General features: G+C 66.0%; 10 protein-coding genes. 1 reads left to right on the top strand and 9 read right to left on the bottom strand.

Annotated elements, in window-relative coordinates; translation table 11 throughout:
• Window positions 1-19 precede the first annotated feature (19 nt).
• Window positions 20-1,039, top strand: coding sequence for a M48 family metalloprotease (locus ACIO9J_RS38400; protein WP_402009708.1), 1,020 nt, complete (start codon window positions 20-22; stop codon window positions 1,037-1,039).
• A 94-nt stretch (window positions 1,040-1,133) separates the two neighbouring features.
• On the opposite strand, the gene ACIO9J_RS38395 is transcribed toward ACIO9J_RS38400, so the two are convergent.
• The 9 genes from ACIO9J_RS38395 to nusG form a co-directional block, all read right to left on the bottom strand.
• Window positions 1,134-5,033 (bottom strand): DNA-directed RNA polymerase subunit beta', encoded by a 3,900-nt coding sequence (locus ACIO9J_RS38395; protein ID WP_402009707.1) that lies wholly within the window; start codon window positions 5,031-5,033, stop codon window positions 1,134-1,136.
• A 97-nt stretch (window positions 5,034-5,130) separates the two neighbouring features.
• Window positions 5,131-8,616: a DNA-directed RNA polymerase subunit beta gene (gene rpoB, locus ACIO9J_RS38390; RefSeq protein WP_402009706.1), complete on the bottom strand. Its 3,486-nt coding sequence runs from the start codon at window positions 8,614-8,616 to the stop codon at window positions 5,131-5,133.
• A gap of 573 nt (window positions 8,617-9,189) precedes the next feature.
• Window positions 9,190-9,573: a 50S ribosomal protein L7/L12 gene (gene rplL / locus ACIO9J_RS38385; RefSeq protein ID WP_402009705.1), complete on the bottom strand. Its 384-nt coding sequence runs from the start codon at window positions 9,571-9,573 to the stop codon at window positions 9,190-9,192.
• Between the two features lie 108 nt (window positions 9,574-9,681).
• Window positions 9,682-10,212, bottom strand: a complete 531-nt coding sequence (gene rplJ, locus ACIO9J_RS38380) for a 50S ribosomal protein L10 (RefSeq protein WP_402009704.1) — start codon at window positions 10,210-10,212, stop codon at window positions 9,682-9,684.
• Window positions 10,213-10,469: 257 nt separating this feature from the next.
• Entirely contained in the window at window positions 10,470-11,456 is a 987-nt protein-coding gene (locus ACIO9J_RS38375; protein WP_402009703.1) for a hypothetical protein, read from the bottom strand.
• 79 nt (window positions 11,457-11,535) lie between these two features.
• Window positions 11,536-12,438, bottom strand: coding sequence for a hypothetical protein (locus ACIO9J_RS38370; protein WP_402009702.1), 903 nt, complete (start codon window positions 12,436-12,438; stop codon window positions 11,536-11,538).
• Between the two features lie 157 nt (window positions 12,439-12,595).
• Window positions 12,596-13,318, bottom strand: a complete 723-nt coding sequence (gene rplA, locus ACIO9J_RS38365) for a 50S ribosomal protein L1 (RefSeq protein ID WP_055547823.1) — start codon at window positions 13,316-13,318, stop codon at window positions 12,596-12,598.
• Between the two features lie 86 nt (window positions 13,319-13,404).
• A complete protein-coding gene (rplK, locus tag ACIO9J_RS38360) occupies window positions 13,405-13,839 on the bottom strand; it encodes a 50S ribosomal protein L11 (protein ID WP_030782612.1) in 435 nt (144 codons plus the stop codon).
• A 167-nt stretch (window positions 13,840-14,006) separates the two neighbouring features.
• Window positions 14,007-14,909, bottom strand: a complete 903-nt coding sequence (gene nusG / locus ACIO9J_RS38355; protein ID WP_402009701.1) for a transcription termination/antitermination protein NusG — start codon at window positions 14,907-14,909, stop codon at window positions 14,007-14,009.
• Window positions 14,910-14,920: the final 11 nt, after the last annotated feature.

The raw sequence follows: 14,920 nt of genomic DNA, 5'->3' as shown, positions 1-14,920 counted from the left end.
CCTTTCCCGGAGGCAGACCATGGACCGACCACACACCCCGCAGCAGCCCGATCCCTCCGACGACGACATGTCCCGACCATCTGCCCCTGACGACCTCGACTATCGCCACCGCGGTGGCCGTCTCCACTTCACCGCCCACCAGCGCGGGCTCGATGCCACGGCCCTCGGCCGCATCATCCTGTACCTGCCTGGCACGCTCATGAGCCTGCTGGTCCTGCTCCTGACAGCAGCTGCGCTGGATGCCTGGCTGGGTATTCCGCTCTGGATACTGCCGGTTGTCTGGCTGCTGTCCGGAGCCATGGTCTTCCACCGCCCCACGGAAGACTTCCTCGCCCGGTACCTGCTGCGACTGCACCGTCCGATGCCCGAGGAGTACGCACGCCTCGAACCCGTATGGCACGAGGTGACCGCACGCGCGGGCGTCGACGGACGGACATACGAACTCTGGGTCGAGGACAGCGACCACCTCAACGCCTATGCCGCAGCCGGTCACATCGTCGGGGTCACCAAGTGCGCCCTCGACCGTCTGCCGAGCTCACAGCTCGCCGCGGTGCTCGCCCACGAGCTGGGGCATCACACGGGCGGCCACGTCTGGGTCTCGCTGCTCGGCTACTGGTACGCACTGCCGGGACGAGCGGCCTGGTACGCGATCCGCGTCGTCCTCGCCTTCGCTCTGGCGATGACCACGTACTTCTCCTGGCTGGCGACAGCAGCCCTCGTCATCGCGATCGGCATCGTCAGCTACACCACGGTCACTCGTCTGTACGGGCTGCCGCTGGTGCTGCTAGTCACTCCGTATCTGATCGCCGCCGTCGGGCGGCGGGCCGAACTGCGCGCGGACCAGCACGCCGCCGCGCTGGGCTTCGCCCCCATGCTGGCTCAGGTGCTGCAGGCGATGCACACCACCGAGGCCGAGTCGAAGTGTCGGGCGATGGCCGCCTACGGGCCCAAGCAGACCGAGCGCAGGTTCCTTGCCCAGTTGCTCTCCACGCACCCCGACTACGCGACCCGCATTCACCGTCTGCGCCCGTACTTGTGACCGTCATGGCCACTGAAACACCAAAGGGCGTCCACCCCGCAAGAAGCGGAGTGGACGCCCATCAGTTCAACTCAAGCCAACCGGCAAGCAACGCCTACTGGTTGTAAGGCCCGTAGTCGTAGTCCTCCAGCGGCACAGCCTGACCGGAGCCCGTGCCGAACGGCGAGTAGTCGATGTCGTCGTAACCGACGGCCGAGTACATCGCTGCCTTGGCCTCCTCGGTCGGCTCCACCCGGATGTTGCGGTAGCGGGAGAGACCCGTACCGGCCGGGATGAGCTTACCGATGATGACGTTCTCCTTGAGGCCGATCAGGGAGTCGGACTTGGCGTTGATCGCCGCGTCCGTCAGGACCCTGGTCGTCTCCTGGAAGGAAGCCGCGGACAGCCACGACTCCGTCGCCAGCGAGGCCTTGGTGATACCCATCAGCTGCGGACGGCCGGAGGCGGGGTGACCGCCCTCGGTGACCACACGACGGTTCTCGGTCTCGAACTTCGAGCGCTCGACGAGCTCGCCCGGCAGCAGCTCCGCGTCGCCGGACTCGATGATCGTCACACGGCGCAGCATCTGCCGGATGATGATCTCGATGTGCTTGTCGTGGATCGACACGCCCTGGCTGTTGTAGACCTTCTGGACTTCGCCGACCAGGTGGACCTGGACCGCGCGCTGACCGAGGATCCGCAGCACGTCGTGCGGGTTGGTGGCACCGAAGGTGAGCTTCTGGCCCACCTCGACGTGGTCACCCTCACGCACGAGGACCTTGGCGCGCTTCGAGATCGGGAAGGGAGTCTCGTCGCTGCCGTCGTCCGGCGTGACGACGATCTTCTTGGTCTTCTCGGTCTCCTCGATGCGGATGCGGCCTGCCGCCTCCGAGATCGGGGCGACACCCTTGGGCGTACGAGCCTCGAAGAGCTCGACGACACGGGGCAGACCCTGGGTGATGTCGTCACCGGCCACACCACCGGTGTGGAAGGTACGCATCGTCAGCTGGGTACCGGGCTCACCGATGGACTGGGCGGCGATGATGCCGACCGCCTCACCGATGTCGACCAGCTTGCCGGTGGCGAGCGAACGGCCGTAGCAGAAGGCACAGGTGCCGACCGCGGACTCACAGGTCAGGACCGAGCGGGTCTTGACCTCCTCGACGCCGTTGGCGACCAGGGCGTCGATGAGGACGTCACCGAGGTCGACGTTGGCCGGCGCGATGACCTTGCCGTCGATGACGACGTCCTCGGCCAGCATGCGGGCGTACACCGAGGTCTCGACGTTCTCCGTCTTGCGGAGCACACCGTCCTCGCCCTTGACCGCGATCTTCAGCTTCAGACCGCGCTCGGTGCCACAGTCCTCCTCGCGAATGATGACGTCCTGGGAGACGTCGACCAGACGACGGGTGAGGTAACCGGAGTCGGCGGTACGGAGAGCCGTGTCCGCCAGACCCTTACGGGCACCGTGCGTGGAGATGAAGTACTCGAGAACGGTCAGGCCCTCACGGAACGAGGCCTTGATCGGACGCGGGATCGTCTCGTTCTTCGCGTTCGACACCAGACCACGCATACCCGCGATCTGACGCATCTGCATCATGTTTCCTCGGGCACCCGAGTCAACCATCATGAAGATGGGGTTCGTCTTCGGGAAGTTCGCGTTCATCGCCTCGGCAACCTCGTTGGTCGCCTTGGTCCAGATCGCGATGAGCTCCTGCGTGCGCTCGTCCTTGGTGATCAGACCGCGCTCGTACTGCTTCTGGACCTTCTCGTCCTGGGCCTCGTAGCCCGCGACGATCTCCTTCTTGGCCTCGGGGACCACGACGTCGGAGATGGCCACGGTGACGCCGGAACGGGTCGCCCAGTAGAAGCCCGCCGCCTTCAGGTTGTCGAGCGTCGCCGCCACGATGACCTTGGGGTAGCGCTCGGCGAGGTCGTTGACGATCTCGGAGAGCTGCTTCTTGCCGACCGAGTAGTCGACGAACGGGTAGTCCTCGGGCAGCAGCTCGTTGAAGAGCGCACGGCCCAGGGACGTACGCAGCCGGAAGCTGTCGCCCTGCTGGTACTCCTGCTCGCCCTCCTCGGCGACCGGCGGGGTCCAGCCGCGCGGCGGGATGGTGCCCACCGGGAAGCGGATGTCGACGGTCGACTGGAGCGCGAGCTCGCCGGCGTCGAACGCCATGATCGCCTCGGCGGTGGAGCCAAACGCACGGCCCTCGCCCTTGACGTCACGGAGCTCACCGTCGGTGGTCAGGAAGAACAGACCGAGGACCATGTCCTGGGTCGGCATCGTGACCGGACGGCCGTCGGCCGGCTTGAGGATGTTGTTCGAGGACAGCATCAGGATGCGGGCCTCGGCCTGCGCCTCCGCGGAGAGCGGCAGGTGCACGGCCATCTGGTCACCGTCGAAGTCCGCGTTGAACGCGGTGCAGACGAGCGGGTGGATCTGGATGGCCTTGCCCTCGACCAGCTGGGGCTCGAAGGCCTGGATGCCGAGGCGGTGCAGCGTGGGCGCACGGTTCAGGAGAACCGGGTGCTCGGCGATGACCTCTTCGAGGACGTCGTACACGACCGTGCGGCCGCGCTCGACCATCCGCTTGGCGCTCTTGATGTTCTGCGCGTGGTTCAGGTCGACCAGGCGCTTCATCACGAACGGCTTGAAGAGCTCCAGTGCCATGGCCTTGGGCAGACCACACTGGTGCAGCTTCAGCTGCGGACCGACGACGATCACGGAACGCGCGGAGTAGTCCACACGCTTACCGAGCAGGTTCTGACGGAATCGACCCTGCTTACCCTTCAGCATGTCGCTGAGGGACTTCAGCGGACGGTTGCCGGGGCCCGTGACCGGGCGACCACGACGGCCGTTGTCGAAGAGGGCGTCGACCGCCTCCTGGAGCATGCGCTTCTCGTTGTTCACGATGATCTCGGGCGCACCGAGGTCGAGAAGGCGCTTCAGGCGGTTGTTGCGGTTGATCACGCGGCGGTACAGGTCGTTCAGGTCGGAGGTCGCGAAGCGGCCACCGTCCAGCTGCACCATCGGACGCAGGTCCGGCGGGATGACCGGCACGCAGTCGAGCACCATGCCCTTGGGGCTGTTGCTGGTCTGCAGGAACGCGGAGACGACCTTGAGGCGCTTGAGCGCACGGGTCTTCTTCTGGCCCTTGCCGGTACGGATGATCTCGCGGAGGCGCTCGGCCTCCTCGTCGAGGTCGAAGGACTCCAGGCGCTTCTGCAGCGCCGCGGCACCCATCGAGCCGTCGAAGTACGTGCCGAAGCGGTCACGCAGCTCGCGGTAGAGCAGCTCGTCGCCCTCGAGGTCCTGGACCTTGAGGTTCTTGAAGCGGTTCCACACCTCGTCGAGACGGTCGATCTCGCGCTGCGCACGGTCGCGCAGCTGCTTCATCTCGCGCTCGGCACCTTCGCGCACCTTGCGGCGCACGTCGGCCTTGGCGCCCTCGGCCTCGAGCTCGGCCAGGTCGGTCTCGAGCTTCTTGGCGCGGGCCTCCAGGTCGGAGTCGCGACGGTTCTCGATCTGCTGGCGCTCCACGGAGACGTGCGCCTCCAGGGAGGGCAGGTCGCGGGTGCGGCGCTCCTCGTCCACGAACGTGATCATGTACGCCGCGAAGTAGATGACCTTCTCGAGGTCCTTCGGGGCGAGGTCGAGGAGGTAGCCCAGGCGCGACGGGACGCCCTTGAAGTACCAGATGTGCGTGACAGGGGCGGCCAGCTCAATGTGGCCCATCCGCTCACGACGCACCTTGGCGCGAGTGACCTCGACGCCGCAGCGCTCGCAGATGATGCCCTTGAAGCGGACACGCTTGTACTTACCGCAGTAGCACTCCCAGTCCCGGGTCGGACCGAAGATCTTCTCGCAGAAGAGTCCGTCCTTCTCGGGCTTGAGCGTGCGGTAGTTGATGGTCTCCGGCTTCTTGACCTCGCCGTGCGACCACTGTCGGATGTCGTCCGCGGTGGCAAGGCCGATCCGCAGCTCGTCGAAGAAGTTGACGTCGAGCACTTGTCGTCAATCCCTCTTTCGGGGTCGTGTCTCAATCATGGTCTGTACGGGTCCGGGGCAGGGCCGGGACCTCACGAGGAGGTCCCGGCCAGACCCGTCAGACCTCTTCGACGCTGCTCGGCTCGCGCCGGGACAGGTCGATACCGAGCTCCTCCGCCGCGCGGAAGACGTCCTCGTCCGTGTCGCGCATCTCGATGGACATGCCGTCCGAGGAGAGCACCTCCACGTTGAGGCAGAGCGACTGCATTTCCTTGATGAGCACCTTGAAGGACTCGGGAATGCCGGGCTCGGGGATGTTCTCGCCCTTGACGATGGCCTCGTAGACCTTCACGCGGCCGGTCACGTCGTCGGACTTGATCGTCAGCAGCTCCTGGAGGGCGTAAGCGGCGCCGTATGCCTCCAGCGCCCACACCTCCATCTCACCGAAGCGCTGACCACCGAACTGGGCCTTACCACCCAGCGGCTGCTGGGTGATCATCGAGTACGGGCCGGTCGAGCGCGCGTGGAGCTTGTCGTCGACCAGGTGGTGCAGCTTGAGGATGTACATGTACCCGACCGAGATCGGGTCCGGGAACGGCTCGCCGGAGCGGCCGTCGAACAGCTGCGCCTTGCCGGACGGCTGGACCAGGCGGTCGCCGTCGCGGTTCGGGATCGTGGCCTCGAAGAGACCGGAGATCTCGTCCTCGCGGGCGCCGTCGAAGACCGGGGTCGCGACGTTGGTGCCCGGGGGCACCTGGTCGGCGCCGATGGCCTGCAGACGCTGGGCCCAGTCGTCGGCCAGGCCGGAGACGTCCCAGCCGCGGCTGGCGAGCCAGCCGAGGTGGATCTCAAGGACCTGTCCCGGGTTCATTCGGGACGGCACACCCAGCGGGTTCAGGATGATGTCGACCGGAGTTCCGTCCTCGAGGAACGGCATGTCCTCGATCGGAAGGATCTTCGAGATAACACCCTTGTTGCCGTGCCGGCCGGCCAGCTTGTCGCCGTCCGTGATCTTGCGCTTCTGCGCCACGTAGACACGAACCAGCTGGTTCACGCCCGGCGGCAGCTCGTCGCCCTCTTCACGGTCGAAGACGCGGACGCCGATGACCTTGCCGATCTCACCGTGCGGCACCTTCAGCGAGGTGTCACGCACCTCGCGGGCCTTCTCACCGAAGATCGCGCGGAGCAGGCGCTCCTCCGGCGTCAGCTCGGTCTCACCCTTGGGCGTGACCTTGCCGACGAGGATGTCGCCGGCGACGACCTCGGCACCGATACGGATGATGCCGCGCTCGTCGAGGTCGGCGAGGACCTCTTCGGAGACGTTCGGGATGTCCCGGGTGATCTCCTCCGGGCCGAGCTTGGTGTCACGGGCGTCGACCTCGTGCTCCTCGATGTGGATCGAGGAGAGGACGTCGTCCTGCACGAGGCGCTGCGACAGGATGATCGCGTCCTCGTAGTTGTGACCCTCCCACGGCATGAACGCCACGAGCAGGTTCTTGCCGAGGGCCATCTCGCCCTCTTCGGTCGCGGGACCGTCGGCCAGGACCTGGCCCTCGATCACGCGGGCGCCCTCGTCGACGACAACCTTCTGGTTGACGGAGGTGCCCTGGTTCGACCGGGAGAACTTGGCGATGCGGTACGTGGTGTACGTGCCGTCGTCGTTCGTGACGGTGACGTAGTCCGCGGAGACCTCCTGGACCACACCCGCCTTCTCGGCCTTGATCACGTCACCGGCGTCGACCGCGCAGCGGTACTCCATGCCGGTGCCGACGAGGGGAGCCTCGGCGGTGATCAGCGGCACGGCCTGACGCATCATGTTCGCGCCCATGAGGGCACGGTTGGCGTCGTCGTGCTCGAGGAACGGGATCATCGCGGTCGCGACCGACACCATCTGGCGCGGCGAGACGTCCATGTAGTCGACGTCCGTGCCGGGCACGTAGTCGATCTCTCCGCCACGACGGCGGATCAGGACGCGGGCCTCGGCGAAGTGGAGGTCCTCCGTCAGCGGCGCGTTGGCCTGCGCGATGACGAAGCGGTCCTCCTCGTCGGCCGTCAGGTAGTCGACGTCGTCGGTGACCTGGCCCTCGACGACCTTGCGGTACGGCGTCTCGACGAAGCCGAACGCGTTGACGCGGCCGTACGAGGCGAGCGAACCGATCAGACCGATGTTCGGGCCTTCGGGCGTCTCGATCGGGCACATGCGGCCGTAGTGGGACGGGTGCACGTCACGGACCTCGAAGCCGGCCCGCTCACGGGAGAGACCACCCGGGCCAAGCGCCGACAGACGGCGCTTGTGGGTGAGACCCGACAGCGGGTTGTTCTGGTCCATGAACTGCGAGAGCTGCGAGGTGCCGAAGAATTCCTTGATCGACGCCACGACCGGGCGGATGTTGATCAGGGTCTGCGGCGTGATCGCCTCGACGTCCTGGGTCGTCATGCGCTCGCGGACGACGCGCTCCATACGAGCCAGACCCGTGCGGACCTGGTTCTGGATGAGCTCGCCGACGTTGCGCAGACGACGGTTGCCGAAGTGGTCGATGTCGTCGGTCTCGACGACGATCGACGTGCCGCTGTCGCCAACGGTCTCGACCTCACCGGCGTGCAGCTTCACCAGGTACTTGATCGAGGCGATGATGTCCTCGACCGTGAGGATGCCCGCGTCGAGCGGAGCGTCCGCACCCAGCTTCTTGTTGACCTTGTAGCGGCCGACCTTCGCGAGGTCGTAGCGCTTCGGGTTGAAGTAGAGGTTCTCAAGCAGGGTCTGAGCGGCCTCACGGGTCGGCGGCTCGCCCGGACGGAGCTTGCGGTAGATGTCGAGCAGCGCGTCGTCCTGGCCCTGGGTGTGGTCCTTCTCCAGGGTGGCGCGCATGGACTCGTACTCGCCGAACTCCTCGAGGATCTGCTCGGTCGTCCAACCGAGAGCCTTGAGCAGTACGGTGACCGACTGCTTGCGCTTGCGGTCGATGCGGACACCGACCATGTCGCGCTTGTCGATCTCCATCTCCAGCCAGGCACCCCGGGACGGGATGATCTTGGCGGAGAAGATGTCCTTGTCGGACGTCTTGTCGATCGAGGAATCGAAGTAGACGCCCGGCGAACGGACCAGCTGCGACACGACGACACGCTCGGTGCCGTTGATGACGAAGGTGCCCTTGTTCGTCATGAGCGGGAAATCGCCCATGAAGACCGTCTGGGACTTGATCTCGCCGGTCTCGTTGTTGGTGAACTCGGCGGTGACGAAGAGCGGGGCGGCGAACGTGAAGTCGCGCTCCTTGCACTCGTCGATGGAGTTCTTCGGGGGCTCGAAACGGTGGTCGCGGAACGTCAGGGACATCGACCCGGAGAAGTCCTCGATCGGGGAGATCTCCTCGAAGATCTCCTCCAGACCGGACTTGGTGGGGACGTCCTGTCCGCTGTCCAGAGCCGCCTCGACACGAGCCTTCCACGCGTCATTGCCGAGCAGCCAGTCAAAGCTCTCGGTTTGCAGCGCAAGAAGGTTCGGAACCTCGAGGGGCTCCTTGATCTTTGCAAAGGAGATGCGCAGCGGGGCGGTGCTGGCGCCGTTGTTCGTATTCGCGGTCGAGGCAGTGCGCGAGGCGGCCAAGAGGGGGTCCTTCCGAGGGCTCGGACTCACTACGCGCGTACCGGTCCCAGGCGGGACACAGGGAAAGAAGTCCCAGGTCAGGGAAGATTCAGTCCACAGTGCTCAAGCATGGGCATGCCCCTGGTGACGGGCAGGAGGCAGCTAACAGGCAGCGCAAAGGGTCAGTGTAGCCACTCGGCCCACTGATGTCCAGTGCGGGTTTTTGAAGACCCTCGTTGTTCTCAACCCCTGCTGCAAGCCACGCCCTCGATGCACATCGATACTGCCCTCTTCGCCGCCGATCCATGCCTCGGATCCGGATCGTTGTGACGACGCGTCCTGAGAATTGCGCGCTGCGTGCGGTTCGTCAAGGCCCCCCTGCCCTGACTTGGCTCTGAGATCGTCACCGTCACGGGCCGTCCCGAGGCACAACGAAGATCACCATACTCGCCGGGACCGACATCGCAAGGCACCCGTGGCGGGAGTGCCCGTGAACGCCGAAAGGCGACCACCCAGTTGGGTGATCGCCTTTCGGTACGTGCGCGTTACAGCGCCAGAGCCTTACGGCTCAAGAGAGTCGAACGACTCGCGAGGTCACTTGACCTCGACGGAGGCGCCGGCGCCCTTAAGGGCCTCGGCGGCCTTCTCCGCGGCGTCCTTCGCGACCTTCTCGAGGACGGGCTTCGGGGTGCCGTCGACGAGGTCCTTGGCCTCCTTGAGGCCCAGGGAGGTGAGCTCGCGCACGACCTTGATGACCTGGATCTTCTTCTCGCCGGCACCCGTGAGGATGACGTCGAACTCGTCCTGCTCGGCCTCGGCCTCAACCGGGGCACCCGGGGCGCCCGGGGCGGCAACGGCGACGGCCGCGGCGGCGGTGACGTCGAACTTCTCCTCGAAGGCCTTCACGAACTCGGAGAGCTCGATGAGGGTCATCTCTTCGAACTGCGCGAGCAGGTCGTCCTGGGACAGCTTCGCCATGGTGGCGTCCTTCCACTAATTCGGCTGGTGCCGGGTGTACATGAAGGCGGGCGTACGTTGGGCCCGCTGTGACCGTCGCGTCACGCGGCGGTCAATGTGCGAGCCGAATTACTCGGCACCGCCCTGCTCGGCCTGCTTGGCACGAAGCGCCTCCGCGGTGCGGACGAACTTCGACGGCAGCGCCTGGAAGAGCTGAGCAGTCTGCGACTGCTTGCCCTTGAACGCGCCGGCCAGCTTGCTGAGCAGAACCTCGCGGGACTCGAGGTCCGCAAGCTTCTTGATCTCGTCGGCGGACAGCGCCTTGCCGTCAAGGACACCGCCCTTGATGACGAGGTTCGGGTTGTCCTTGGCGAAGTCACGAAGACCCTTCGCCGACTCCACCGGGTCACCGGTGACGAAGGCAACCGCCGTCGGACCGTTGAACAGGTCGTCGAGCGTGGTGATCCCGGCCTCGTTGGCCGCGATCTTGGTCAGCGTGTTCTTCACCACGGCGTACTCGGAGTTCGCACCGAGGGAACGGCGCAGCTGCTTGAGCTGGGCCACGGTGAGACCCCGGTACTCGGTCAGCACGGCGGCGTTCGAGCTGCGGAACTTGTCCGTGAGCTCGGCTACCGCGGCAGCCTTGTCGGGCGTCGGCATAGAGCGTCGGCCTCCTTCCGGGTGATGAGGACCGCTCAGAAGGGGCTGGGAAAAACAGAACGCCCCGGCACAGGTGCACGGGGCGTGAGCTCGACCGGACGAATCCGGGAGCACTTCCACAGTCACCTGCGCGGGTCGTCCGCAGTCTTCAGCGGATCCTTCGGCCACCGCACACCCTTACGAGCACACGGCAACGACCAGCGGTCTTTGGCTTCTGTGGAAGAGTACGCGAACGGGTCCGCGACAAGCAAATCCGGTCAGATGCCGCTGTCGGCACCGGCCCCGGCGCCGCCCTTGCCGAGCTCACCGAGCTCCTTGAACATCTCCATCAGGTCGAAGGTCTGACCGGCCGGCGGGGCGGTCACCTTCGCCGCGGTGCCGTAGTCGGAGAACTTCTGCGAGGTCTTGACCGTGCCCTCGGGGCTCTTGATGTCGATGTCCATGCGGACCGGGTAGTCGTCCTCGTTGACCCAGACCTCGGTGTCGTAGCCCTTGATGCCCGACTTCTCGATGTTCTTGAAGAGCTGCTCGCGCTCGCTCTTGCTCAGGAGGTCGTCGAGGGCGTCGTTGGTCTGCATCATCTCCTTGACGGAGAGACGGCCCTTGTAGCGCTGGGTCTGGGCGCCGTCGACCTTGGCGGGGCCGACGTGCTTGAGGTTCGGCGACTTCAGGAGCATCGCGAGCTGCTGCGCCGGGTCCTGGTTCATGCTGTCCAGGCTGCCGGTCATCTGCTCCATGAGCTTCTCGTCGCCGGACTGCTTGGCGACGGCGCCGATGTCCATCTTCATCCAGCGCTTGCCGTCCATGTCCTTGGCCGCGGCCGCGCCCATGTCCATGTAGATGACGTTGTCGCTCCAGAGCATCCGGACCTTCTCCGGAGCCTCCGGGTCGCCCTCGGTGAGCGCGGAGCCCGACATCGTCATATCCATGACGGTGGGGTCCCAGCCCATGACGCCGGACAGCTTCATCTCGCCGGCGCCGCCCATGGCCTTGCCCATCTTGCCGGGCGGCGTGGACATGGTCATCTCGACCTTGGCGGACTTGGCCTTCGAGGTCTTCTCGTACGCGGCCGTGATGACCTCGGTGACCTTCGACTGCGACTGGATCTCTCCGGCGGCGTTCCCGCCCTTGTCGCTGTCCGACCCCCCACAGGCCACGGCACCGGTACAGAGCAGCGCGGTGGCGAGCACGGCGCCCGCCACCCGCTTGCGACTCTGGTTCTTCCCTGCGACTACAGCAGTCATGACCCCACCCCTAGGAACACATGATCGACACATTTCTGAGGCCGAGGGTACCTGAGGGGGGAATCGTCCTGCCTGCGGGTTATGCCGCGGGCTGCTGCTGGCCCAGGAGGTCCTTGAAGCTCACGGTGTCCGCGGACGCGGGCTTCTCGACCGACAGTGGCGTTCCGTAGTCGCTGTAGTACGCGGTCTGCTGGAAGGGGCCGTTCTTCGTGTCGGCCGCCTCGATCTTCTTGACCAGCAGATCGTCGTCGTTGACCCAGATGTCGATCTGCTCGGTGCTCATCCCGACCTGCTCGAACTGCTTCTTGAGCTCGGCCGACTTCTCCGCGTCGAGGTTCGCGCTCTTCTTCGTGAGGTCCGCGACGTCGACCGTCCCCGAGTAGTGGGTCGCCTTCGTCCCGCGGACCTTCTCCTCGCCCACACGCTTCACGTCGCCCGAGGCCAGCAGCATCTTCACCGACTGGTTGGGCGTCGTGTTCTGCATCTGGTCCTTGAAGACCTCGCCGGCCGCGCCGCTCATCTCGGCGAGGGTGTCGTAGTCGTACTCCACCCAGTGCTTGCCACCGCCGGCCTGGGACGCGAACTTGTCCCCCATGTTCGCGTAGAAGCCGTTCTTCAGATAGCGGTAGTTGATCTTCGTCTGGCCGAGCTGCGCCATCTGCTGGGCCTGCGTACCGCCGGTGAAGTTCACCGTGACGTCGCCCGTGATGCCGTCGGACCAGCCCATGACGCCCTTCATGTCCATGGTCGACTGGGTGCCCATCGAGGTCGTGCCCTCGACCTTGGCGGTGTCGGCCTTGTCCGTGGAGCTCTCGACGCTCTTCAGGGCGGCGATCGGGCTGACCTTGATGCCACCCTCCTTGGCGCCCCCGTCCGCCTTGTCGGAGCCGTCGGAGTCGCCCGAACCGCAGGCCGCGAGGCCGGTCAGTGCGGCGGCCACCGCTATCGAGAGACCGGCGCGTCGCATGGTCGTGCTGTTCATCTAGTCCCACCCCTTGGCAGTTGTGGTGAGCCTGCACGCTAGCGCAGGCCCCTGACAGGCGTTGCTCCGAAGACTCACGGAAACGAGGACGGGCCCCGCACCTCGAAAGGTTGCGGGGCCCGTCCAGAACGCGTACGCGACGCGGCTGCCGTCAGTTTCAGACGGCGGCCGGGTCCTCCTCGACGAGGAGGTTGCGGGTGCGGTTCGAGTCCAGCGGAATGCCGGGGCCCATCGTGGTGGCGATGGCGGCCTTCTTGATGTAGCGACCCTTGGCGGCCGACGGCTTCAGACGGAGGATCTCCTCCAGGGCCGCGGCGTAGTTCTCCACCAGCTTGGTGTCGTCGAAGGACACCTTGCCGATGATGAAGTGCAGGTTCGAGTGCTTGTCGACGCGGAACTCGATCTTGCCGCCCTTGATGTCGTTGACAGCCTTGACGACATCGGGGGTCACGGTGCCGGTCTTCGGGTTCGGCATCAGACCACGCGGACCGAGCACACGGCCGAGGCGGCCGACCTTGCCCATGAGGTCCGGGGTGGCGACGACGGCGTCGAAGTCCAGGCGACCCTTGGCGACCTCGTCGATGAGCTCGTCGGCGCCGACGATGTCGGCCCCAGCGGCTTCCGCGGCCGCAGCACGGTCACCGGTCGCGAAGACCAGGACCCGGGCGGTCTTGCCGGTGCCGTGCGGGAGGTTCACGGTGCCGCGGACCATCTGGTCGGCCTTGCGCGGGTCGACACCCAGACGCATGGCGACCTCGACGGTGCCGTCGAACTTGGTCGAGGAGGTCTCCTTGGCGAGACGGACGGCCTCGAGCGGGGCGTACAGCTTCTCCCGGTCGATCTTGGCGTCCGCAGCGCGGAGAGTCTTGCTGCGCTTCACTTCTGCTCCTGTGGGTTCAGGTATGGAGTCGTGGTGCGGGCCGGCGCGTGGCCCTGCCACTGAGAAAGGTCAGACGGAGGGGAGTCTCAGCCCTCGACCGTGATGCCCATGGAACGGGCGGTGCCGGCGATGATCTTCGACGCGGCGTCAAGGTCGTTGGCGTTGAGGTCTTCCATCTTGGTCTGCGCGATCTCACGGATCTGCGCCTCGGTGACCTTGGCGACCTTGGTCTTGTGGGGCTCGCCAGAGCCCTTCTCGACACCAGCGGCCTTGAGGATCATCTTGGCGGCCGGCGGCGTCTTGGTGATGAAGGTGAAGGAACGGTCCTCGTAGACCGTGATCTCCACCGGGATCACCCAGCCACGCTGCGACTCGGTCGCGGCGTTGTACGCCTTGCAGAACTCCATGATGTTGACGCCGTGCTGGCCCAGCGCGGGACCGACCGGCGGGGCCGGGTTGGCGGCACCAGCCTGGATCTGGAGCTTGATAAGCCCCGTGACCTTCTTCTTCTTGGGAGGCATTGCTCTCTCCGGGTCCTAGTGAGAGTTTTCAGCCAGCCATCCGGTCATCCGGATGGAGGCATACCGCACAACGATAACGGGTATAGTCGCGCAGCTAAAAACCGAGCAGGTCAGACCGGCTTTGGCAGCCTGTCTGACCTGGTCGGAGGCGTGTGTTCCAGCAGAAGCTAGTTCTTCTGGATCTGGTCGAAGCTGAGCTCGACCGGGGTCTCGCGGCCGAAGATCTCGACGAGGCCCTTGACCTTCTTCGAGTCGGCGTTGATCTCGTTGATCGTCGCCTGCAGCGTCGCGAACGGGCCGTCGGTGACGGTGACCGAGTCGCCGACCTCGAAGTCCAGGACCTGGACCTCGACCTTGCGCTGCGGAGCGGGCTTGCCCTCGGCCTCGGCGGCCTCGCGGGCGGCCTTCTCCTCGGCCTCGGGGGCGAGCATCTTGACGATCTCGTCCAGGGTCAGCGGGTACGGGTCGTAGGCGTTGCCCACGAAGCCGGTGACACCGGGGGTGTTGCGGACGACGCCCCAGGACTCGTTCGTCAGGTCCATGCGCACCAGCACGTAGCCGGGGAGCTTGTTCTGACGGATCGTCTTGCGCTCGCCGTTCTTGATCTGGGCGACCTCTTCCTGCGGCACCTCGGCCTGGAAGATGAAGTCCTCGACGTTGAGCGAGACGGCGCGCTGCTCGAGGTTGGTCTTCACGCGGTTCTCGTAACCCGCGTACGTGTGGATGACGTACCACTCGCCCGGGAGGGTGCGGAGCTCTTCGCGCAGGGCGACGATCGGGTCGACCGGCTCGGCCTCCTCGACGGGCTCCTCCGCGGCGTCCTCGACGGACTCCTCGTCGGCGACCTCGGCGGCGGCGATCTCGTCCTCTTCGGACTCGGCGACAGCCTCGGCGTCGCCCTCCAGGTGCATGGCAGCCTCTTCGGCGGCCTCGCCCGCGGCAGCGTCGGCGGCCTCGGCCTGATCCGGCGCCTCGGCGTCCGCCGCCTCGACGATGTCGAGCTGGTCCTCCACGGACTCCGCGTTGTCCACGCGAGGCTCAACGGCGTCGTTCAGGTTCGGGTCAGACACGGTGGCTGCTT

The sequence above is a fragment of the Streptomyces sp. NPDC087300 genome, assembly GCF_044744425.1.
Lineage (GTDB): Bacteria > Actinomycetota > Actinomycetes > Streptomycetales > Streptomycetaceae > Streptomyces.
The sequence above is the reverse complement of the archived record's forward strand: the minus strand, read 5'-3'. Positions and strand labels throughout refer to the sequence as shown.